Annotated in this window: 15 protein-coding genes; 4 read left to right on the top strand and 11 right to left on the bottom strand. The window is 70.4% G+C overall.

The annotated features are described in order from the left end of the window. Positions 1-1,356 precede the first annotated feature (1,356 nt). From ACQPZW_RS32650 to ACQPZW_RS32660, 3 genes are read right to left on the bottom strand one after another with little or no spacing between them, the layout of a single operon-like run. On the bottom strand, positions 1,357-1,929 hold the full coding sequence (locus ACQPZW_RS32650; RefSeq protein WP_433789859.1) for an AAA family ATPase: 573 nt from the start codon (positions 1,927-1,929) through the stop codon (positions 1,357-1,359). Beyond that, entirely contained in the window at positions 1,922-3,058 is a 1,137-nt protein-coding gene (locus tag ACQPZW_RS32655) for an MFS transporter (RefSeq protein WP_433789860.1), read from the bottom strand. Before ACQPZW_RS32655 ends, ACQPZW_RS32650 begins: the two co-directional genes overlap by 8 nt. 24 nt (positions 3,059-3,082) lie before the next feature. Further along, positions 3,083-5,863, bottom strand: a complete 2,781-nt coding sequence (locus ACQPZW_RS32660) for an FAD-binding and (Fe-S)-binding domain-containing protein (protein WP_433789861.1) — start codon at positions 5,861-5,863, stop codon at positions 3,083-3,085. A 353-nt stretch (positions 5,864-6,216) separates the two neighbouring features. Here ACQPZW_RS32660 and ACQPZW_RS32665 point away from each other — a divergent pair, with 353 nt between their 5' ends. Then, a complete protein-coding gene (locus tag ACQPZW_RS32665) occupies positions 6,217-7,188 on the top strand; it encodes a hypothetical protein (protein ID WP_433789862.1) in 972 nt (323 codons plus the stop codon). Positions 7,189-7,258: 70 nt separating this feature from the next. Here ACQPZW_RS32665 and ACQPZW_RS32670 read toward each other — a convergent pair whose 3' ends face one another. The 6 genes from ACQPZW_RS32670 to ACQPZW_RS32695 all read right to left on the bottom strand — a co-directional run bounded on the left by ACQPZW_RS32670 (position 7,259) and on the right by ACQPZW_RS32695 (position 13,470). Next, on the bottom strand, positions 7,259-7,540 hold the full coding sequence (locus tag ACQPZW_RS32670) for an ArsR/SmtB family transcription factor (RefSeq protein ID WP_433797678.1): 282 nt from the start codon (positions 7,538-7,540) through the stop codon (positions 7,259-7,261). Positions 7,541-7,590: 50 nt separating this feature from the next. Then, a complete protein-coding gene (locus ACQPZW_RS32675) occupies positions 7,591-8,037 on the bottom strand; it encodes an SRPBCC domain-containing protein (RefSeq protein ID WP_433789863.1) in 447 nt (148 codons plus the stop codon). Between the two features lie 129 nt (positions 8,038-8,166). Then, positions 8,167-10,392: a family 78 glycoside hydrolase catalytic domain gene (locus ACQPZW_RS32680; RefSeq protein WP_433789864.1), complete on the bottom strand. Its 2,226-nt coding sequence runs from the start codon at positions 10,390-10,392 to the stop codon at positions 8,167-8,169. Positions 10,393-10,421: 29 nt separating this feature from the next. Next, positions 10,422-11,255 carry a carbohydrate ABC transporter permease gene (locus ACQPZW_RS32685; RefSeq protein WP_433789865.1) on the bottom strand — a complete coding sequence of 278 codons (834 nt, stop codon included), beginning with the start codon at positions 11,253-11,255 and terminating at the stop codon, positions 10,422-10,424. Next, entirely contained in the window at positions 11,252-12,166 is a 915-nt protein-coding gene (locus ACQPZW_RS32690; protein ID WP_433789866.1) for a carbohydrate ABC transporter permease, read from the bottom strand. Before ACQPZW_RS32690 ends, ACQPZW_RS32685 begins: the two co-directional genes overlap by 4 nt. Next, positions 12,166-13,470, bottom strand: a complete 1,305-nt coding sequence (locus ACQPZW_RS32695; RefSeq protein ID WP_433789867.1) for an ABC transporter substrate-binding protein — start codon at positions 13,468-13,470, stop codon at positions 12,166-12,168. The genes ACQPZW_RS32690 and ACQPZW_RS32695 overlap by 1 nt, the downstream gene beginning before the upstream one ends. 161 nt (positions 13,471-13,631) lie before the next feature. Between ACQPZW_RS32695 and ACQPZW_RS32700 the strand changes: the two genes are divergently transcribed. The 3 genes from ACQPZW_RS32700 to ACQPZW_RS32710 all read left to right on the top strand — a co-directional run bounded on the left by ACQPZW_RS32700 (position 13,632) and on the right by ACQPZW_RS32710 (position 17,367). Continuing rightward, the gene (locus ACQPZW_RS32700) at positions 13,632-14,648 is read left to right on the top strand and encodes a LacI family DNA-binding transcriptional regulator (RefSeq protein WP_433789868.1); all 1,017 of its coding nucleotides are present in this window, start codon (positions 13,632-13,634) and stop codon (positions 14,646-14,648) included. A 126-nt stretch (positions 14,649-14,774) separates the two neighbouring features. Beyond that, on the top strand, positions 14,775-16,457 hold the full coding sequence (locus ACQPZW_RS32705) for a serine/threonine protein kinase (protein ID WP_433789869.1): 1,683 nt from the start codon (positions 14,775-14,777) through the stop codon (positions 16,455-16,457). A gap of 205 nt (positions 16,458-16,662) precedes the next feature. Continuing rightward, on the top strand, positions 16,663-17,367 hold the full coding sequence (locus ACQPZW_RS32710) for a hypothetical protein (RefSeq protein WP_433789870.1): 705 nt from the start codon (positions 16,663-16,665) through the stop codon (positions 17,365-17,367). Between the two features lie 97 nt (positions 17,368-17,464). Here the strand turns inward: ACQPZW_RS32710 and ACQPZW_RS32715 are convergent, their stop codons facing one another. Next, entirely contained in the window at positions 17,465-17,767 is a 303-nt protein-coding gene (locus ACQPZW_RS32715) for an STAS domain-containing protein (protein ID WP_433789871.1), read from the bottom strand. After that, positions 17,767-21,819 (bottom strand): SpoIIE family protein phosphatase, encoded by a 4,053-nt coding sequence (locus ACQPZW_RS32720; protein ID WP_433789872.1) that lies wholly within the window; start codon positions 21,817-21,819, stop codon positions 17,767-17,769. Before ACQPZW_RS32720 ends, ACQPZW_RS32715 begins: the two co-directional genes overlap by 1 nt. Between the last annotated feature and the right edge of the window lie 28 nt (positions 21,820-21,847).

Below are 21,847 nucleotides of genomic sequence, written 5' to 3' on the forward strand. Positions count from 1 at the left end.
CCGGCGCCCACACCCACCACGCCCACACCCACCACGCCCGCACCCACACCCACCTCGCCCACACCCACCTCGCCCACACCCACCACGCCCACGCCCAGAGAGCGCCCGCTGCGGAATCAAGCCCCCACGGGGCCTACCGATACGAGACACGAAGCGAGGCTGCTCTGCCTGAGGCCACCCCCGAGCCAGCGGGCCACAGCCGGCGGGCCACAGCCGGCGGGCCACAGGCCACCGCCGAGCCAACAGGCCGCGGTCGAGGCGACAGGCCGCAACCAGTATCGGTATCGGGCGCTCCTGCCGCCCCACTACAGGCGCCAATCAAACCCAGCCTCCGCACCGGACACACCCGCCACCCGAACCAGACCAAGAGCGCCAAGCCAACCCGAACCACCGACCGGGTGTCGCCACGACCGGACTTCAACGTTCGCCAACTCGACCAGTCCGAGGTATACCTCAGAACCTGACCTCAAAGGCTATGAACGGATCGCGCACGGTGCCGCCGGCACCCTGATGGGTCTTGTCTGCGACCTCATCATCTCTACGGCGGGAAATGCCTCGACGGCGGCCCGACGGCTTCGTCGAAAGGGGCTCCCGGGATTGCCCGAAACTGCCCGAGGACGGGTTTTTGGCATGATCGACTTCTTACACTTCCCGGATTTTCTGAGGGAGAATTCTTGTATGAGGCAAGGGTCGCTGTTCAGTCGTTCTGAAATTGCCGGGATGCGGGATCGGACGGCAGCTCGGAATTATTCTCCTGAGCGTGAGGCGTTTCGCCTGGAGCATGAGCGGCATCGGGCCTGGGGGCTGCGGCAGCGGCATTCTGCGAAATTGAGGCGCGTTCGTGGAGGTGGGGCTGCCTCTACTCGCGGTTCGGGTTTTATTGATTCAGGTGGTTCCGATGGGGCCGTGGCCGAGGTTTCACTCGAGGTTTCTGCAGCGGAAACGGTTGATGGCGGTTGCCCGTCTGTGGCTGAGGTTTCAGTCGAGGCTTGTGCAGGGGAAGCGGCCGGGGAGGGTTACCCAACCGCGGATGCCGTTTCAATCGGGGCTTCAACTGGGGAGGGCCGCCCGCTCGCGGATGCCGTTTCAATCGGGGCTTCAACCGAGGAGAACTTCCTACCTGCAGATGCTGTTTCAATCCGGGCTTCAACCGGGGAGAACTTCACGCCTGCAGATGCCGTTTCAATCGGGGCTTCAACCGAGGCTTCAACCGGGGAGAACTGCCCGCCCACGGCTGCCATTCTAATCGGGGCTTCGGCTGGGGAGGGTTGCCCGCCTGCGGATGCCGTTTCGCTTGAGGACTGTGCAGTGGAAACGGTTGGGGACGACTGCCCGTCTGTGGCTGCGGTTACCTCGCTAAGGATGTTTTTCTTTGCAGCGACTGCAGCGGGTGGGACATGGTGTTTGTGGTGTGGTTTCGTGCAGGTTGCTTTCTCTGAGGATCCTGGTCACCGTTTGCTCGAAGGTTTCAGCGGCGGAGATCACGTGTTCGCCGGGGGTGCCGAGCAGGTCCCGTTTGGCGTACCACGTCTGCATCATCTCTTCGGTTACCGAGATCTTGTCCTTTCTTCCGTGGTGTCTTCTTACCGTTTCCTCGAAGGGGATGTCCATGTAGAAGCAGGCTGTGGGGCCGGGGTGTCGTTCGATGAGGCTGCGCAGGAGGGGGCCGTGTTCTCCGGTGTGCAGGATGCCTTCCAGGATCACGTGGTAACCGGATTCCAGGGCCGCTCTCGTGGTCGCCGCTATGAAGCCCGGGGCGAGCGCTTCGTCGCCGAGGCCGCCGTGTTCTCGCAGCATGACCCGGCGCAGGTGGTCCTGTTCTATCAGGGCGCAGCCCCGGCCGTATCGGCGGCGGACTTCTCTGGCCGTGGTGGTCTTGCCGCTGCCGGAGTTGCCTCGCAGGACTATGAGGGTGGGGTGTTCAGGCAAGTGACTTCTCCGGTTCGGGGGCGTTCTTTCTTCTCTTGGCTGCGAGGGCGAATGCGGCGCCGCCTATCGCCACGGTCACGCCGCAGAGGACCAGTGTGGTGCGATATCCGAAATGTTCCACGGCCGCACCGGACAGGATGCCGGAGATCAGAAGGCCTGTCGTGGAGGCGTTGGAGAAGAGGGTGGTGGCGCGGCCCGTGGCGGGGGCCAGGTAATCCTGGAAGTAGCGGATCCCGGCGGTCGCCACGATCGCTATGCCGATGCCTCTCAGGACCTGGCCGGCCACCAGCAGTGGCATCCCGGTGGCGGCCACCGTCAGCAGGTGGTAGGCGGCGAAGGTGGCGAAACCGGTGAGGATCAGGGTGACCTGGCTGACCCTCGCGGGGAGGGCTGCCAGGGCCAGTGTGGCCACGACCTCCACCGCGGCGCAGACGCTGAAGAGGATGCCCATCGACGCTGACGGCTGGTGCAGGCCCCTGGTGACGAAGAGGGCCAGGGCCAGGCCTCCGGCGAACATGGCGGTGAAGAACAGCGTCACGGCCACGGTCAGCAGGACGGGGGTGTCGCCGGAGGCGGGGGTGTCGGTGGCTGTGACCGGGCCGGGACGGGGCACCATCAGCACCGCGAGGGCGGCTGTCAGGTATGCCGCTGACGCCGTCCACATCAGCCAGGAGTAGCCGCCACGGGACAGCACCAGCGCGCCCAGCAGCGGGCCCACCGCCCACGCCATCGACCAGGATGCTCTCAGGAACGGGGTGGAGCCGCCCTCGCCGAGGATCGACCGGCCCAGGGCGAAGAGCTGGGGGAACGCGGCGCTGACTGCCCCGAAGACGGTGGCCGCCATCAGGAGCAGCAGCGGATAGCTCGTCACCCGGGGCAGCACCAGATAGCCGGCGGCGCCCATCAGGATCACCCCGATGGCGTACGTGCGGGCGGGCCGGCGGTCGAAGAGGCGGCCCAGCGTCCAGCTGATCGTGATGCCGCCCAGCGCGTACACGGAGGTCCACACGCCGAGTTGCAGTGGCGACATGCCGACCACGTCGGCGCCGAACAGGACGACGTAGGAGTTGACCATCGAGTCCGCGATCCCGAAGACGAGGATCGCGGACGCCAGCGTCAGAAGGGGCACGAAGACTTCGTACCGGTTCGGGGGCTAGGAGCGCGCGCGAATTCTCTGCTGCAGCAGTTGGACGAGGTGGACACCGGAGACTCCGGCGAGGTCGTCGGCCTGGGTGCGGCAGGAGAAACCGTCGGCGAGCAGGATGTCGCCCTCCTCCGCCTTCTCCAGCGCGGGCAGCAGCTGCTGCTCGGCCACCTGCACCGACACCTCGTAGTGGCCCCGCTCGACGCCGAAGTTGCCGGCCAGGCCGCAGCATCCGCCGAGCCGCTTGACGGTCGCTCCGGCCTGCTTCAGGAGTCTCGCGTCCGCGTCCCAGCCCATCACGGCGTGGTGATGGCAATGCGGCTGTGCGATCACTCGTACCCCCTCGAGGTTGGGAGGGGTGTAACCGGGGGTGGCGGCGAGCAGCTCGGCCACCGTCATCGTCGCTTCGGCGACCGCCTTGGCGGCGTCGTTGTTCACCAGCTCGACGGCGTCCTGGCGCAGCACGCCGGTGCACGACGGCTCCAGGCCGACGATCGGGATGCCCTTCTTCACCGACTCGTGCAGCTCGGCGACCGTGCCGCCGAGGATGCGGCGGGCCGCGTCGAGCTGGCCGGTGGAGATCCAGGTCAGGCCGCAGCAGGCCTTGCGGCTCGCCACCTGCGGGGCGTAACCGGCGTCGACCAGCACGTCCACGGCGGCCCGCGCGATCTCCGGCGAGAAGTGGTCGGTGAAGCTGTCGACGAACAGGACGACCGGTTTGCCGGTCTTGGGAGCGGTGTAGGACGCGCGGAAGGTCTTGGGCGCGAACGAGGGGATGTTGCGGCGCTTGTCGACGCCCGCCACCCAGAGGGCCAACCCGCGGATGCCCGGCAGCGACGTCATCAGGTTGGCCAGGGCCGGAACACGCGAGGCGAGCCGGGACCAGCGCGGCAGCCAGCCGAGCGAGTAGTGCGACCGCGGCCGCACCCGGCCCTTGAAGCTCTGGTGCAGGACCTCGGATTTGTAGGCCGCCATGTCGATCCCGGTCGGGCAGTCCGACGCACAACCCTTGCACGACAGACAAAGATCCAGCGCATCGTGTACGGCCTCCGCGCGCCAGTCCGGAGCCAGATCACCGTCGAGCATCTCCTGCAGCACGCGGGCACGCCCCCGGGTGGAGTCCTTCTCGTCCTTCGTGGCCAGGAAGGACGGGCACATCACGCCGCCGAGCACGCGGGTGTCGACGCGGCACTTGCCGACGCCGGTGCACCGGTGCACGGCCTGGTTGAAGTCACCGCCGTCGTGGTGGTAGGCCAGCGCCAGCGGCACCGTCACCTTGCGGGCCTGCGACACGCGGATGTTGGCGTCGACCGGGTCCGGGTCGACGAGGTTGCCCGGGTTCAGCAGGTTGCGTGGGTCGAAGACGCCCTTGATCTGCCGGAACAGGCCCATCGCCTCCGGCGAGTACATCCGCGACAGCAGCTCGGAGCGGGCCCGGCCGTCGCCGTGCTCGCCGGAGAGCGACCCGCCGTAGCTGACCACCAGGTCGGCGGCGTCCTCCAGGAACGCGCGGAACAGCTGTGGGCCGTCCGGCTTGTCGAGCGGGAAGTCCAGGCGGACGTGGACGCAACCGTCGCCGAGGTGGCCGTACGGCATGACGGAGAGACCGTGGCGGGCCGTCAGCGCGTCGAAGTCACGTAGGTAGGCGCCGATCCGCGCGGGCGGGACCGCGGCGTCCTCCCAGCCGGCGTGCGCCGGGAGGCCGGACGGGGCCCGGCCGGCGAGGCCCGCGCCGTCCTCCCGGATCTTCCACAGTGGGGCGGCCTCCGCGGGGTCCTCGACGATCCGGTGGTCGACCGCGCCCGACGCTTTCACCAGGCGGGCGGTCCGGTCGCGGACGTCGTCGAGGTCGTCACCGGCGATCTCGATCATCAGCCAGGCGGTGCCACCGGGCAGCGGGGGCACCGCGTCCGGGCCGCGGCGGGACCGGACGACGTCACAGATGCGGTGGTCGAGGCCCTCGCAGGCGGTCGGCTTGAACTCCAGGATCGACGGGATGACGTCGCCGGCGGTGCCGAAGTCGGGGTAGCCGAGCACGATCATCGTCCGGTGGACCGGGTCGGCGACCAGGCGTACCGTCGCCTCGGTGATCACCGCGAGGGTGCCCTCGCTGCCGACCAGGAACTCGGTGAGGTTGAAACCGTTCTCCGGCAGCAGGTGCTCGACGGCGTAGCCGGAGACCTGCCGGCCGAACGTCGCGAACTCGGTCCGCCCGATCGCCAGGTTGGCGCCGATCACGTCCCGCAGCCGGTCCACCGTCTTCGACGTGGACAGTTCCTCGCCGTCGATCGTGTACGCCTTCAGGCCGAGCGTGTTGTCCGAGGTCCGTCCGTAGCCGAGGGTGCGCGCGCCGCACGAGTTGTTGCCGATCATGCCGCCGATCGTGCAGCGGGTGTGCGTCGACGGGTCCGGGCCGAACCGCAGCCCGAACGGCTTCGCCGCCGCCTGCAGCGTGGCCTGGACCGTCCCGGCCTGCACCCGCGCCGTCCGCGCCTCGCCGTCGACGTCGAGCACCCGGTTCATGTGGCGGCTGAAGTCGAGGATGATGCCGGGGCCGATCGCGTTGCCGGCCACGCTGGTGCCGGCGCCACGGGCTGTGATCGGCACCCCGGACTCGCGGCTCACGGCCAGGGTGGCCAGGACGTCGTCGTCGTGCCGTGGGCGGACGATCAGCTGCGGCACGATCCGGTAGAGAGAGGCGTCACTGGCGTACGCCGACCGGTGCGCCGCATCGGTGAGGACGTCGGTGACGCCCGCCCGGCGCAGCAGGGCGGCGAGGTCGTTGCTCACGCGGATCTCCAAGGCTGTCGGCGTGCTGGTCCGCCTTGGCAGCGTGCGGCGGTGAACCTGCTTCGGACGTCGCCGCCATGGTAGTCGCCACCGATCGCGGCCCTGCGCAGCGCCGGTTTCGCTGTGAGATCCGCAATCGCCGGAACTCCTGTTGGCAACTCGACAAAAGGGCGATAACCTCCTGCCCGTACGTTCCACGAATGGTCAGATTCTCGGCGCCGCAAGGAGACGCGTGTGGGGCGGATCGAGCCTCCCTCCGACGAGGGCCAGCGTCCTTCCGCGCTGAGGGTCGGGGATACGTCAAGAGCCGCCGGGCAGCCCGTCATCGTGCTCCCGAGGCGGACGGGCAGGACGTGCGGCTGCCGGACATCTCCGACTACTGGCCTGACGCGCCACACCGGACACGCTCCGCGTGGGAGGGCTTCCTACCGCTGCCGCCCAACGCCGTCACCTCGGTGGCGGTCGACCCGCCACGGCCCGGCACCGGCGACCGGCGGTGGCCGATCGTGCTCACCGGTGTGCTGGCCCTGTCGGTGGTCGCCGGGACGATGCTGCTGGCCCGTCCGCTCGCCGAGTCGGAGATCCGCCGGCAGCGGGCCGCGCTGCCGCCGTCGGCCGTCGCGATCGAGCCGCAGATCACCGTCGCCCCGATGCCGCCGCCGCTGCTGCTCTCCCCCACGCCGTCGCCGTCGCCGTCGGTGACGTCCGGCGCCACGGCGCCGGACGTCCGTTCGGCCCGGCTGGAGTTCGTCACCGGCGTCACCGACCTGTCGGTGCGCATCTCCGACCTCGGCGACCAGCCGTTCGACGTGACGGCGCCGGACGGGTCGGCGGTCGACGCCGCCACCACGTTCACCGACGGCGTTCTGCGCATCGAGATCGAGTCGGCCGGCTCCAACGGCTCGGTCGAGGTCCGGCTCAGCAACCGCATCGTCTGGGGTCTGCAGTTGTCGGCCGGGGTGAAGTCGGCCCGGTTCGACACCACGGCGGGCACGGTCAGCCGGATCGACCTGGACGGCGGCGCGGAGAGTCTCAACCTGGTGCTGGGCAAGCTGTCCGGCGTGGTGCCGATCCGGATGACCGGCGGGGTGAGCGCCTGGCGGATCTGGACCGACGGCCGCGTCCCGACACGTGTCACGGTGGGTGACGGCGCCGGGAACGTGACCGTCTACGGCGACGCGCACGGCGGGACCGGGCCCGGCACCGTCTACCAATCCGGCGACCTCGGCGGCGGCACCGGCCTGGACATCGCCGCCACAGCCGGGATGGGCTCCCTGGAGATCAGCTCGACCGATCAGTCCGGCCGCGGGCGCACGCGCCGCTGACGGACCCGGCCGGCTGTCAGCGCTGTTCCGAGCGCGCTGGGACAGCGCCGGAAGCCGGCCGGGTCTGACCTCAGGCCTGTTCGCCGGCCTGCTGGATCGCCTCGGCGATGCGCTTGATGCGCTGCAGACGGGCATCCCAGGCGGCACCGACCGACGACAGCTGGGCCACGGCGCGGGCCAGCCGGGCGTCGTCGACCCGGTAGCGCCGCTCCCGACCGGCCGGGGTGCCGTGCACGAGACCGGCCCGTTCCAGGACGATCAGGTGCTTGGCCACGCCCTGCCGGGTGACCGACAGCCGGTGGCCGAGGGTGGTGGCGGTGCCGTCGCCGTCGGTCAGGAGCAGGTCGAGCATCCGGCGGCGGGTCGGGTCGCCGATCGCCGACCAGAGATCGTCGTCGACGATCACGGCCGGACCGCCAGGGTGCCGGCGTAGGGCGCCAGCCGGGGCAGGAAGAAGTCCCAGCCGCTGACGTGGTCGCGCCAGGCCTCCTCGGCGACGGCCTCGGTCCAGCCCCGCTCGCGGAAGCCGGTCTCGCTCATCCGCAGCAGGGTCCCGGCGCCCTTCGGGGTCAGGTCGAACGTGACGAGGAACGAGTTGTCCGCGGCCGCGGCCTCGCCCTCCGGGTGTGTCCACCGGAACGCGAACGACCGCGGCGGTCGCACGTCGACGACGGTGAACGTCTCGGACTTGTCCCCGAACGAGATGCGGCCCGCCTCGCCCGGGACGAGCGTGTAGTCGGTCTCGTCGGGCCACCACTGCCGGACGTGCTCGGGGCGGCTGACCACCTCGAAGACGATCTCGGGCGACGCGTCGACGTAGATCTCACGCTCGATGCTTGCGTACTCCATCTCAACCTCCCGCAACCTTTGGTTGCGTATGACTCTAGGACACCCCACCCCCTTGTGCAACCGTTGGTTGCGCATTGCGGGCGGCGTCCGCCCGGACACGTCTCCCGCGACGTATCCGGGCGGACCTCCTCAGCCGGTCACGTCCCCCTCTCCGACGGTCACCCGGTGGACTCCGCCGGTCAGTTCGGCGTCGTCCCGGCCGGGCAGCGACAGCACCCCGGTCACCCCCGCGGGAAGGGTGACGTCGACGGCGAGCTCACCGTCGTCGAGGCGCCAGGACACTTCGATGCGGCCGTGCCGGGTGTCCAGACCGGCACGCCCCCAGGTCAGGCCACCGCCGGGACGGGGCGCGATCAGCACCCGCGAGTAGCCGGGCGCCAGCGGGGCGATGCCGCCGATCACCCGGTGCATCCAGTCGGCGACCGCGCCCAGCGCGTAGTGGTTGAAGCTGGTCATCTCGCCCGGGTTGATCGAGCCGTCCGGCAGCATGCTGTCCCAGCGCTCCCAGATCGTGGTGGCGCCCATGGTCACCGGGTACAACCAGGACGGACATCCCCGCTCCAGCAGCAGCCGGTAGGCGACGTCGAGATGGCCGGTCCGGGTCAGGGCGTCGAGGATGTACGGCGTGCCGGCGAACCCGGTCGAGATGCGGTGACCGCTCTCCGCCACCAGGTCGGCCAGCCGCCGCCCGGCCGCCGCCTCATCGTCGACCAGCCCGAACACCAGCGCCAGCGTGTAGACCGTGGTGCAGTCCGAGACGATCGTGCCGTCGGCTGACACGTACTGCTCGTTGAACGCGGCCCGCACGCGTGCGGCCAGGTCACGGAACTCGGCCGCGTCCTGTTCCCGGCCGAGCAGCGCCGCGGCCCCGGCGGTGATCGTCGCGGACCGGTGGAGGGCGGCGGTCGCCACCACGCCCGGGTCGGCCTTCGCCTTGGCCGGGTTGTCCGGTGGCGCGTCCGGGTCGAGCCAGTCACCGAACTGGAACGACGTGTCCCACACCCCGGCCGGGGACAGCAGCGACTCGACCCGGCGCACGTGCGCGGTCATCGAGTCGTACTGATCCTCCAGGATCGCCCGGTCGCCGTAGGCCTGCCAGAGCGTCCACGGCACCCAGACGGCGGCGTCCGACCAGAACGCGGTGCTGTCCGGCGCGGGGAACTCGGGCACGTCCGGCAGGTATTTCAGCACGTCGGGGACGACGAACGGGACCAGGCCGCCGGCGGACTTCTGCTCGGCGGCCAGGTCGGCCAGCCAGTCGGACAGGAACGGGCCGGTGTCGAAGAGGTAGGCGGCCGACGGGGCGAAGACCGCGATGTCACCGGTCCAGCCGAGGCGCTCGTTGCGCTGCGGGCAGTCGGTCGGCAGGTCCAGGAAGTTGCCCTTCGTGCTCCACACGACGTTGCTGTGCAGCTGGTTGAGCAGGTCGTCGGAGCACTCGAACGTGCCGGTGCGGGTCAGGTCGGTGTGCACGACCACGGCCTCGACGTTCCGCGCCTCTTGCGTGGACAGGCCGGTGATCTCGGCGTACCGGAAGCCGTGGAACGTCATGGTCGGCTCGAAGAAGTCCTCCGCGCCGCTGAGGATGAAACGGTCGGTGGCCTGCGCGTCGCGCAGCGGCCGCGAGCCCAGCTCGCCGTGTTCGAGGACCTCGGCGTGCCGGATCCGGATCTCCGATCCGGCCGGCCCGGTGGTGGTGAAGCGGATCCAGCCGACCAGGTTCTGTCCGAAATCGACGAGCGTCCGCCCTTCGGGCGACTGCCACACCCTCACCGGCGCGACGACGTCCTGCCTGGTCACCGGAGTGCTGATGTACGGGGTGAGCACGCTCGCGTCGAAGTCGAGCATCCTGACCGGCAGGAACCACTCGGGCTCGCCGCCGGCCACGTGCCATGTGGCGGAACGCCGCCGCGCGTCGATGGTCTGCCCGTCGTAGAGGTCGTCCGCCAGCACGTCGGAGCCGCCGGCCCGCCACGTCTCGTCGGTGACGACGGTCTGCCGGTGCCCGTCGGCGAAGGTGATCTCCAGGTCGGCGATGACGCCGAGCCGGTCGCCGTAGAAGGCCCGCCCGCCCATGAACCCGAGCCGCCCCCGGTGCCAGCCGTTGCCGACCAGCACGGTCAGCACGTTCCGGCCGGTCAACAGCGTGGTGACGTCGTGGGTGAGGTAGCGCAGGCGGTGCTCGTAGGAGCTCCACCCGGGGCTGAGCACGTCGTCGCCGACCGGCCGCCCGTCGATCCGCGCCTCGTGCACCCCGAGGCTGCTGATCCGCAGCGTCGCGGCGGTCACCGGCCCGTGCCCGTCGTCGAGCGTGATCTCGGTACGGAACAGCGGCGCGCTGCCCAGCTCGCTCACCGGTGTGATCATCCGACCTTGCACGGCACTCATCCCTTCACCGAGCCGGCCACCATGCCCGACACGATCTGACGCTGGAAGATCATGAACATGATCAGCGGCGGGACCGTGACCAGCAGGATGTCCATGAACAGGAGGTTGTAGGAGTTGGTGTACTGGCCCTGGAAGTTGAAGAGCGTCAACTGGACGGTGGCGTTCTCGTCGCCGGGCAGGAAGTAGAGCGGGCTGGTGAAGTCGTTCCAGATGAAGACCGTCTGCACGACGACGACGGTCACGATGATCGGCCGCAGCAACGGCAGCACGACCCGGAAGAACAGGCTCAGCGGGCCGGCGCCGTCGATGGTGGCGGCCTCGTCCAGCTCCTTCGGGATGCCCGCGATGAAGGCCTGGAAGAGCAGGACACAGAAGGCCATGGCGTACGCGATCTCGACCAGGATCAGGCCGGGCATGGTCTTGAACAGTCCCAGCCTCTGCAGTACCCAGATGGTCGGGACGACCGCGGGCGGCAGCACCAGTCCGGACAGGATGATCAGATTGACGGCCCGGGTCAGGCGGGTCTTGCGCCGCTGCAGGACGAACCCGGCCATCGCCGCCAGCACCACGACCACCGACACGCTGGCGACGGTGAGGATCGTGCTGTTGATGAACGCGATGATCAGCAGGTAGTCGCGGGCCTCCACCACGGCCTGGAGGTTCTCCACGAACGCCCACCGCGTCGGCCAGGAGAAGTCGAGCAGGGCAGACTCCTGCGCGGTCTTGCCCGCGGTGAGCACGATGAACGCGAACGGGACCAGGAAGACGACGCCGAACACGACGACCGTCAGGCCGCTGAGCGGAAGGTTGGTCTTGGTGCGGGTGCTCACGCGTCCCCCTTCCGGTTGAAGAACCAGAACAGCGGCAGCGCGATCAGGATCACCAGCAGGAACAGCACGACGTTGCCGGCTGTGGAGAGCCCGTAGAAGCCGGCCTGGTACTGCTTGTAGATGACCGACGCCATGACGTCGGACGTGAATCCGGGGCCGCCCTTGGTCATCGCCCAGATCAGGTCGAACTTGCGCAGCCCACCGATCAGCGACAGCAGGATCACCGACACGGTCGCCGGCTTGGCCAGCGGCAGCGTGATGTTGCGGAAGCGGTGCCAGGCCCCGGCGCCGTCCATCGTGGCGGCCTCGAAATACTCGCCGGGGATCGACAGGATGCCGGCCATGTAGATGACCAGGGCCAGGCCGACGCCCTGCCACACGTCCACGAACGCGACCGACAGCAGCGCCCAGCCGGGGTCCACCAGCCAGGCCGGGCCGGTGATGCCGATGACGTCCAGCGCCTGGTTGATGACGCCCCGGGTCGGGTGCATCAGGATCTGGAAGGTCAGGCCGACACCGATCGTGCTGACCAGCACCGGGAAGAACGCGACCGATCGCATGAAGCCGCGGCCCAGGATCGGCCCGGTCAGCAGCACGGCCAGCGCCATCCCGAGGACCACCTTCATCCCCGAGGTCACCACGGCGTAGACCAGCGTGTGCCACAGCCCGGACGCCAGCGCCGGCTCCCGGAAGAACTGCACGTAGTTGTCGAGGCCGATGAACTCCTGGTCGAACAGGGTCCAGCGGGTGAGGCTGAACCAGAACGCCATCACCGACGGCACCAGGAAGAAGACGGTGAAGATGACACCGCCCGGGAGGATGAACCAGTACGGATACGGACTCTTGTGGCGGCCGGGCTCCGGGACCGTGGTCGCCGGAGCCTCTGTCACCGCGTCGGTGACGGTCGTCATCACCAGCCCTGGAGTCCGAGCTGCTGCGCCTGCTTCTTCACGTCCTCGTCGTACAGCTTCGCGCCGTCCACCGCGGGACGGATGCCGGAGCCGACCTCGACGGTGATCTGCTCGAGCGCCGGGCCCTTGATCGGGGACAGGAACTCCAGCGCGGGGCTGGCGGCGCCGGCGTCCACGTACGCGCTGAGGTCCTTGACCGCGGTCGCCACGTCGTCCGGGAGCTTGCAGGTCTTCACCGCGAACGGGCCACCCAGCGACGTCGCGCTCGCCTGGGCCGTGCAGCCGTCCGGGGAGGCCAGGAACGCCTGGAACCTCTTGGCGGCGGTCAGCTTGTCGCCCCCGGTGCTCTTCGGGATGTAGATGCCGGACGGCTCCCACAGGGTCACGCCGTTCTTGCTCGCGTCGGTGCCGGGCAGGGCGAAGAAGCCCACGTCGTCGGTCTTGCCGGGCGCCGCGTTCTCGATGGCGGTCACCGCGAAAGTGATCATCGGATAGTGCGCGGCGGTGCCGTTCGCCACGGCGGCCAGGCCCTCGTTGTACTTGGCCGAGGCGTAGTCGTCGTTCCAGTAGCCGGCCCTCTTCAGCTCCTCCAGGTGCTGGAAACCGGCCAGGGCGGCGGGCGTCGTCGCGTACTTCGCCTGGTTGTTCGTGTACTTGCCGGCGAAGCCCGGGTCGGCGGCCGAGACGTTGTGGAAGTCGGCGAGCACCAGGATCTGCGACGTCCAGGTCTCGCTGTAGGTCTGGGCGACCGGCGCCGTACCCGCGGCTTTGATCTTGGCGTTGTTGCTCATGAAGTCGGCCCAGGTCCGGGGCGACTGGAGGCCGAGCTTGGCGTAGAGCGGCTTGTTGTAGAGGATGCCGCCGCCGGAGATGGTCTGCCACGGCGAGCCGTAGATCTCGGTGCCGACGGAGACGACCTTCTTGAACGTCTCGTCCAGGTCGCCGACCCAGGGCTCGCCGGTGATCGGCGTCAGGTTGGTCTGCGGGGCGATCGCCTGCAGCAGCGAACCGGAGTTGTACTCGAAGACGTCGGCCATGTCCCCGGTGGAGAGCCGGGTCTTGACCAGGTTGTCGCCCTCGCTGCCCTGCGGCCGGGTGTCGAGCTTGACGTCGACGTCGGTGTTCTTCGCCTCGAACGCGGCGATGACCGCTTCGGCCACCTTCACGTTGGCGGGGTCGTTGTTGGTCAGGAAGGTGATCGGGGTCTTGCCGCCGGCCTGGTCGTCACTGGACCCCAGGGATCCGGCGCTGCAGGCCGACAGGGAGAGGGCGCCCGCAAGCAGCACCGCCGCACCGAGCCTCATATGAACCTCCGGTTTCGCGCATGTTTGTAGATCGGTCTCCGCGTGTAACAGCCGTCACAGTAGACCGATCTACGTCGGCGACACAAGACGCAACTCGAAACGTTTCAAAGATTGGTGAACCCGCCGTTCCGAGCTGCGGAGAACGGTCTACAGTGAGGCATATGTCGATCACGAGGGGCCGGGGCGTCACGATCAGTGACGTGGCCGCGGCCGCGGGCGTCTCCCGGGCCGCGGTGTCGAAGGTGATCCGCAACGCGTACGGGGTGAGCCCCGGCATGCGCCGGCGCGTCGAAGCCGCCATCGAGGAGCTCGGCTACCGGCCCAGCGTCGCCGCGCGGGCCCTGCGCGGGTCCAGCTACCGGATCGGCCTGGAGATCCCCTACGTCAGCGCCCGGTTCATGAGCCAGATCGTCGAGGGCGCCAACCGGGCCGTCGCCGGCACCCCCTACCAGCTGGTCCTCGCGCCCGCCGACGGCCCCGAGTACAGCACCCTCGAATCACTCGCCGACGGCCTCGTCGACGGGATCATCGCCGTGTCACCCCGCGTCGACCCGCCCTGGCTGGAGGATCTCGCCCGGCGGGTGCCGATGGTCATGCTCGGGCGCCACGACGACCCCGAGGCGTACGACACCGTGGTCGGCGACGACGAGGCCGGCGCCGGGGCCGTGATGGACCACCTGTTCGCTCTCGGCCACCGGCGGATCGCCCACCTCACCGAGCCGGAGGCCGTCACCGTGGCCACCCCGGTCACCCCGCACGTCGTCCGCGTCGCCGTCTACCGGTCGCGGATGGCGGCGGCCGGGCTCGACCCGATCATCGAGGTGGCCCGCTGGGAGGACGGCGACACCGGCGTCCGGGAGGCGACGGCGCGACTGCTGGCGCTGCCGTCCCCACCGACGGCGATCTTCGCCGGCCACGACGACATCGCCCTCATCGTGCTGGCCGGCGTGGCGGCGGCCGGACGCCTCGGGCAGGTCTCGGTCGCCGGCTACGACAACACCGACATGGCGCAGCATCCGCTCATCGACCTGACCTCGGTCGACCAGCAGGGCGCCGAGATGGGCGCCCGGGCGGCGAAGCTGCTGCTGGAACGCCTGCAGGGACGCACCGAGCGACGGCAGCACGTCGTGGCCACCAGCCTGCGGGTGCGCGGCTCCACCCGGCCGCCGGTTACCTGACCGCGGCCACCTCACCGCACGCCGCCGGGCAATCCGTCGTCAAACCGACATCGACGCGGTGTCCAAGAAGCGTGATCACCTTGAGTAGACTCCCGGGGCGCGACGGCCCGAGAGGATGAGACCCAGATGAACATGCCGCTGCGTCCGGGAGACCCGGTCGCCCTCGGCCGGTACGAGTTGGTCGGACGACTCGGCGAAGGCGGCATGGGGACGGTGTTCCTGGGCCGTGACCCGGACGGCCGGCCCGTGGCGATCAAGATGGTCCGGCCCGAGTTCGCCGACGAGAGCGAGTTCCGGGCCCGGTTCCGCAGCGAGGTCACCCGGGCGAAGCAGGTGCCGCCGTTCTCCACGGCCGAGGTCCTCGACGCCGACCCCGACCACGAGCCGCCCTACCTGGTCGTCGAGTTCGTGGACGGGCCGAGCCTGGCCGCCGAGATCAAGGCCAAGGGCGCGCTGTCGGGCGCCGCCCTGCACGGCGTGGCCGTCGGCATCGCCACCGCACTCACCGCCATCCACGGCGCGGGCGTCATCCACCGCGACCTCAAGCCCGGCAACGTGCTGTTCGCCCGCGGCGGCATCAAGGTGATCGACTTCGGCATCGCCCGGGCGTTCGAGGCGACCAGTCAGCACACCCGTACCGATCAGCTGGTCGGCACGGTGGCGTACATGGCGCCGGAGCGCTTCGACCCGGTCGACGGGCGGCCCGTCACCGCCGCCGCCGACATCTTCGCGTGGGGCGCCGTCGTCGCCTACGCCGCGACCGGCCGTACCCCGTTCGCCGCCGAGTCCGCCCCGGCCACCGCGATGCGGATCCTCACCCAGGCGCCCGACCTCTCCGGTCTGCCCGAGTCACTGCGCGGGCCGGTCGGGCGGGCGCTGGCCAAGGAGCCCGACGACCGGCCCACCGCCCGCGAGCTGCTCGATCTGCTGCTGGCCGGCGGCCCGGTGCGGCCACCGCTGGACGACACCGTTCTCCTGGCGGCCATCGCGCCGTCGTCTCCCCCGGCGCCCATCGCCGCCTCGGCGCCCTTCTCACCCGTGCCCTCCGCGCCGGCCGGGCCGCATCCGGCGACCACGGCGCATCCGCCGGTCCCGGCAGGCCCGGACGCCGTGCCGCGACGCCCCCGCCGCCGCCGTACCCTCGCGGTCGTCGCCACCGCGGTGGCCGTGGTGCTGGCCACCGGTGTGGGCGTGCTGATCCGCTACAAGGGCCTGTCCGCCCCGAGTGACACGGCGGCCGGCTCCAACGCGTCGGCCGCACCACCGTCGGCGCCGGTGTCGCCGTCCACGTCACCGAAGGCGGGGCACACACCGACCGCCGAGGAACGGCTGAAGGCCATCAAGGCCGGCAAGAACCGCACCCTGATCCACGTCGCCGAGTTCGACCGCGACCTGGCACTCGACACGCACTTCAGCGAGGTCGAGGCCGGTGACGGAACCGGCGCCAAATCGGAGTTCGCGCTCGTCCCGGTGGGTGTGGACTACCTGATCCGCGCCCTGTACGACCCGAACGGCGAAGAGGTGTGCATCGGCGTGCGGATCATCGCCGACGCGTCGGCCAAACTGGTCGGGACCGAGTGCGCCACCAGCGACGGCACCCTGTTCCAGCTGATCCCCACCAAGCAGAAGGACGACAAGAACCGCCCTCGCTTCAACCTCTACAACGACGCGCACGGTTTTGTGCAGTGGGACGCCGACGCCAACGAGGGAGCCGGCGGCTTCTACGTCGAACACGTCGGCGACGCCCCGCCGCTGACCACCTTCAGCTTCGTCGACCGCGGCCCGATACCGTCCCCTGCCCCCAGCTGACCCCGCCCGGGCCCACTGCCGTCTCCCGGCCGCCCGCCTTCGGCTCGCGGCCGTCCTCCCCCGCTCCCGCCGGCCGCGCCTTCCCTGGGACCCGCCGCCCGTCCGTCCTCGCCGATCCCGCCTGAGGTGTGGGCGACCGGCGGGTTCGGTGGAGGTTCCGTGTGCGACCGGGCCCGCCGGCCGGGCCTCGTTCTACCGTGCGGGCATGAGCACGATGGGATGGATCAGAGCGTGGCTGGGCGTCTTCATCACCGGGCTGGTGGTCAGCGGCCTCACCGCTTTTCCGCTGGTCACCGAGATCCGACTGCTGGCCGACCTGCTGCACTGGCTACCCGCCGCGCCGGACGGGCTCGTCGCGTGGGTGGAACGGGTGCGGGACGGACTCACCGTCACCGCACGTGACTACCCGTTCGTCGCCTACGGGACGGACTGGCTCGCGTTCGCGCATCTGGTCATCGCTGCGGCGTTCTGGGCGCCGTGGCGGGACCCGGTGCGCAACGTGTGGGTGGTCGAGTGGGGCATGATCTGCTGCGCCGGGATCGTTCCGCTGGCGCTCATCGCCGGGCCGGTCCGGGGGTTGCCGTTCGGGTGGACGCTGATCGACATCTCGTTCGGCGTGGTCGGCGTCGTGCCGCTGATCGTCGTGCGGTCACTGATCAAGCGGCTGGCGACGGCGGGTGTACGGCAGGACGAACAGGTACAGGCCGGTGATCATGAGCACGGCCAGCGGGAGCAGCGGCACGTAGGAGACCCAGACGATCGGGTCCTTCTGGGCGAGGGCGACGAACGTCAGGACGACGGTCGCGGTGAAGACGGCCGAGGTCCAGCGGTGGATGCTGCGGATGCGATTCTTCCAGGTCATGAGCAGACGCTAACGACGGGAACCCGGCTCGGGCTTCTCGATTCCTGACCGGCTGCGGCCCGGCGCGGGCGACCGGATCGGCGGAACAGGCCGGATCAGCGAGGCGAGGCGGGTGGGGCGAGGCGAGGCGAGGCGGAGGGCGGGGTCAGACGTGGTGGACCGTGGTGAGCTCGGTCAGGCCGGAGATCTCCAGCAGGGGGGCGAGCAGGGGTCCCGTACGCAACTCGATGTGATCGGCCTGGGCGAAGAGCGCCGAGAGACCGGCGCTGTCGAGGTATTGGACCGCGGTCATGTCGACCATCAGGCGCCCGCCGGCCGCGCCCGCGACCGCGCGGGTCAGCGCGCCGGCGAAGGTCTCGGCGTTGCTCATGTCGATCTCGCCGGAGGCGGTGAGGACGACGGCACCGTCCGGGCCGGAGCCCGTCGTGAGGGTGAGCTCGGTGGTCATCAGGTTAGCCTCGCCTGCATGTCGACGACGGTGCCGGTCGTTCCGGAGGTGACGGTGACAGTGTGCATGAAGGCGCGCATGAGCTTGATCCCCCGACCGCGGTACGGGCTGGCGGATGGGTCGGGCGCCTTCCAGCTGCCGCTGTCGGAGATCGTGAGGCGCAGGTCGCCGGCGGTCGCGGCGGCCCGCAGCCGGATGCGGCCACCGGGGTGCTCCCGATGCCCGTGCTCGATCGCGTTGGCGCATGCCTCCCCGGCCGCGACCAGCACGTTCTGAACGGTGGTGGGGTCGATGCCGCACCGGTCGAGCCAGCCGCGCAGGGCGGAGCGGACCGGGGCGAGCCGGGTCGATTCGGCGGCGAACTCCAGCTCCAGCGGCCCGGGGTGCCGGTAGAGGAGCAGGGCGACGTCGTCGTCGTAGCCGGTCTCGGGGGCCATCCGGTTCATGATCTCGGTGGCCAGGTCCTCGATCGGGGTGCCCAGCCCGTGCTGGACGGCGACGCTGGCCTCGCCGATGCCGGTGGACAGCGGGCGACGGCGGCGTTCGACCAGGCCGTCGGTGTAGAGCAGCAGCGTGGCCCGCGGCGGAACCACGTACTCGGCGTCGGGGCGCTCCACGCCGGGCCGCACCGCCACCGGCCGGGACCGGCCGCCGTCGAGCAGCTGGGTGGTGCCGTCCGCCCGGCCGACGATCGCCGGTGGGTGCCCCGCGCTGGAGTAGACCAGGTGACCGGTCCCGGGGTCGAGGATCCCGCAGAACACCGTGGCGCACACGGCGCCGGGCAGCACGGCGGCGAACCGGTCGAGCGCCATCAGTGTCTGCGCCGGGCTGGTGTCCTGCAGGAGCAGGGCCCGGCAGGCGCTGCGGAGCTGACCCATCACGGTCGCCGCCTGCAGGCCGTGGCCGACGCAGTCGCCGACCACGATGCCGATCCGGCCGTCGGGGAGCTCGATCGTGTCGTACCAGTCGCCGCCGACCTTCAACGGACGCGTCGCCGGCTCGTAGCGGACCGCGAACCCACTGGGCAGGTCGTCCGGGCCGAGGATGGCGCGCTGCAGGGCGAGTGCCGTCTCCCGCTGCTGGTCGATCTGGTCGATGCGGCGCAGGCCCTGGCTGAGCCGGCCGGCGAGCAGGGCGAGCAGGGTCTCGTCCGGTGCGGTGAACGGGCGCTGCGGGCCGGGCTCGATCCACAGGGTCATGACACCGTGCGGGTGGTCCATGACGATGCCGGTGCCGGCCGGGGTGAACGGCGGCCGGTCACGGAGCGCGAGGATCGACCGGCGCTGGTCATCGGGGAGGGTGTCCCAGGTCAGCGCGGGGTCGGTGGCGGTCACGATCGGGTCGGCCCGCTCCGCGAAGACGGTCGCCAGCACGTACCTCGCCTGCCAGATGTCCTGGAGCACCCGCAGGACCGCCTCGACGGCGCCGCCGAGGTTCTCCGCCTCGGCGAGGCGCATGCCGAGAGCCGCGAGGGCGCTGTCGCGCTGGATCGTGTAGTGCTCGGCGGTGACGTCACGGAACGTGCCGACGATCACCCGCTTACCCGTGTCCGGGTCGTGGACCTGGTTGAACGAGGCCGCTGCCCACAGCCGCCGGCCGTCGCGGTGCACGACCGGGATGGTGTAGGTGCCGTGCGGCTCCTCGAGCAGCATCGCGAAGGCGTTCGCCACCGCCCGGTGCGCCTCCGGGTCGGTGGCGGAGTCCGGCCACCACGGATGGACCGGGAGGTACGGCAGCCCGTCCGGCCCGTACCCCAGGATGTCGGTGAATGCGCTGTTGATCTCGATGATCGCGCCGTTCTCGTCGCCGACGAAGAACGCCTCCTGCAGCGAGTCGATCAGCGCGGTCCGCCAGCGGGCGTGGTGGTTGCGCAGGCGGGCCAGCTCGACGTTGGCACGCACCCGGGCCAGCAGCTCGGCGGCGGAGAACGGTTTGAAAAGGTAGTCGTCGGCGCCGGCCTCCAGACCCTCGATCGACGCCTCCTGACCGGCACGCGCGGACAGAAGCAGGACCGGCGTGCTCGCCGTCCGCGGATCCGAGCGCAGGGCCGCGACCAGTTGCAACCCGTCGAGGTGCGGCATCATGACGTCGCTGACGATCAGGTCGGGGGTGACGGCCCGCGCGGCCTCCAGGGCCTGCCGGCCGTCGCCGACGGCGGTCACCCGGTGCCCGGCGGAGCGCAGCAGCCGGGTCAGGTAGTCGCGCATGTCCGCGTTGTCGTCGGCGACGAGCAGGGCGGCGCCGCTGTCGGCCACGACGCTCGCCTCCGGCGTCATCGCCGGTCCGTCCCCGGCCGGGAGCCACCGCAGGGCCTCCTGCAGGAACGAGTCGGCATGGCTTTCGCCGGGGGACCTCAGCGCGTACGGCGGGAGGTGCCCACTGCCGAACGGAAGACGGATCGTGAACGTCGTCCCCCGCCCGACGGCGCTCTCCGCGTCGATCGTGCCGCCGTGCAGCCCGACCAGCTCCCGGACCAGCGCCAGGCCGATACCGCTGCCCTCGTTGGAGCGTGATCGCGAATTCTCGATCCGGTGGAACCGCTCGAACAGCCGGGGCATCTCCTCCTCGGACACACCCACGCCGGTGTCACTGACGGTGACGACCGCCTCGCCACCCTCCGCTCGCGTGGTCACCCGGATGCCACCGTCGAAGGTGAACTTCAGGGCGTTGCTGAGCAGGTTGAGGACGACCTTCTCCCACATCCCCGGGTCCAGGTGGACCGGCTCGGGCAGCGGCGGGCACTCCACGTCGAGGGTCAGCCCGGCCCGCTCGATCGCCGACCGGAAGACACTGGCCAGCTCGGCCGTGGCGGCGGACAGGTCGGCCGTCTCGAAGCGGGCCTGCATCTTGCCGGCCTCGATGCGCGAGAAGTCGAGCAGCGTGTTGACCAGCTTGCCGAGGCGCAGCCCGTTGCGGTGGATGACCTCCAGGTCCGCCCGGGTCTCCTCACCGGCGCCGGCGAGGAGCTCCTCCACCGGACCCATGATCAACGTCAGGGGGGTACGGAACTCGTGGCTGATGTTCGAGAAGAAGGCGGTCTTCGCCCGGTCGAGCTCGGCCAGCTCCTCGGCCCGGCGCTGCTGCGTCTGATAGCTGCGGGCGCCGGCGATCCCCGCGGCCACGTGGCCGGCGGTCAGCTCGAGGAAGCCGCGATAGGCGTCGTCGAGCGGCCGGTACCGGTTGAGTCCGGCGACCAGGAAACCGTACGGGGTGTCGCCCTGGCGCAGCAGCGGCACGGCGAGGGCCTGAATCGGCGGGTCCGCCCAGTCGCCGGCGGGCAGCCCGTCCCAGCGGCCGAGGTCGGCCAGCACCGGCTCGCCACCGGCCAGCCGGGCCCCGGGCCAGGTCTCCGGCGCCACGGCCGGATGCCGGACGTCGATCCCGGTGGACGCCGCGAGCCGGGCCCGGCCGTCCTCACCGAACAGGTACGTCAGCGTGAACGGCAGATCGCGCCGGTTGCGATCCAGCTGCCGCCCGACGAAGGCGAGCACCTCCTCCTGGGTCCGGACCACGCTGGGGTCCGAGCCGAGGTCACGCAGCGTGGCCATGCGCCGCTCACCGATCACCCGATCGGTCTCCTCGCTGACCACACAGAGCATCCCGACCAGCGCGCCGTCGTCGTCGCGCAGCGGGCTGTAGGAGAACGTGTGATACGACTCCTCGGGATAGCCGGAGCGCTCCAGGAAGAGCAGGAGCGCCTCGTCCCAGGTCGCCTCCCCGGTGCGCAGAACGGTGTCGATGCGGGGCCCGATGTCGTCCCAGATCTCCGCCCACACCTCGCTCGCCGGGCGGCCCAACGCCCACGGGTACTTACGGCCCAGCGTGTTACGGCGGTAGGCGTCGTTGCAGAAGAAGGTGAGTTGCGGTCCCCAGGCCATCCACATCGAGAAGCGCGAGGACAGCAGGATGCTCACCGCTGTCTGAAGGCTCTGGGGCCAGCCGTCAGGTGGCCCGAGTGGAGTCGCCTCCCAGTCGACCGCGGCGAGGTCGGCGCCGACCGCGGGGTCGGCGGAGAAATACGCGGGAGACGGCTGGTTGTCATCACCGTTCATCGCGACCGCTTGTCCCCCTACCACTGGC

The organism is Actinoplanes sp. CA-252034, assembly GCF_050956125.1.
In the GTDB taxonomy this organism is placed as follows: domain Bacteria; phylum Actinomycetota; class Actinomycetes; order Mycobacteriales; family Micromonosporaceae; genus Actinoplanes.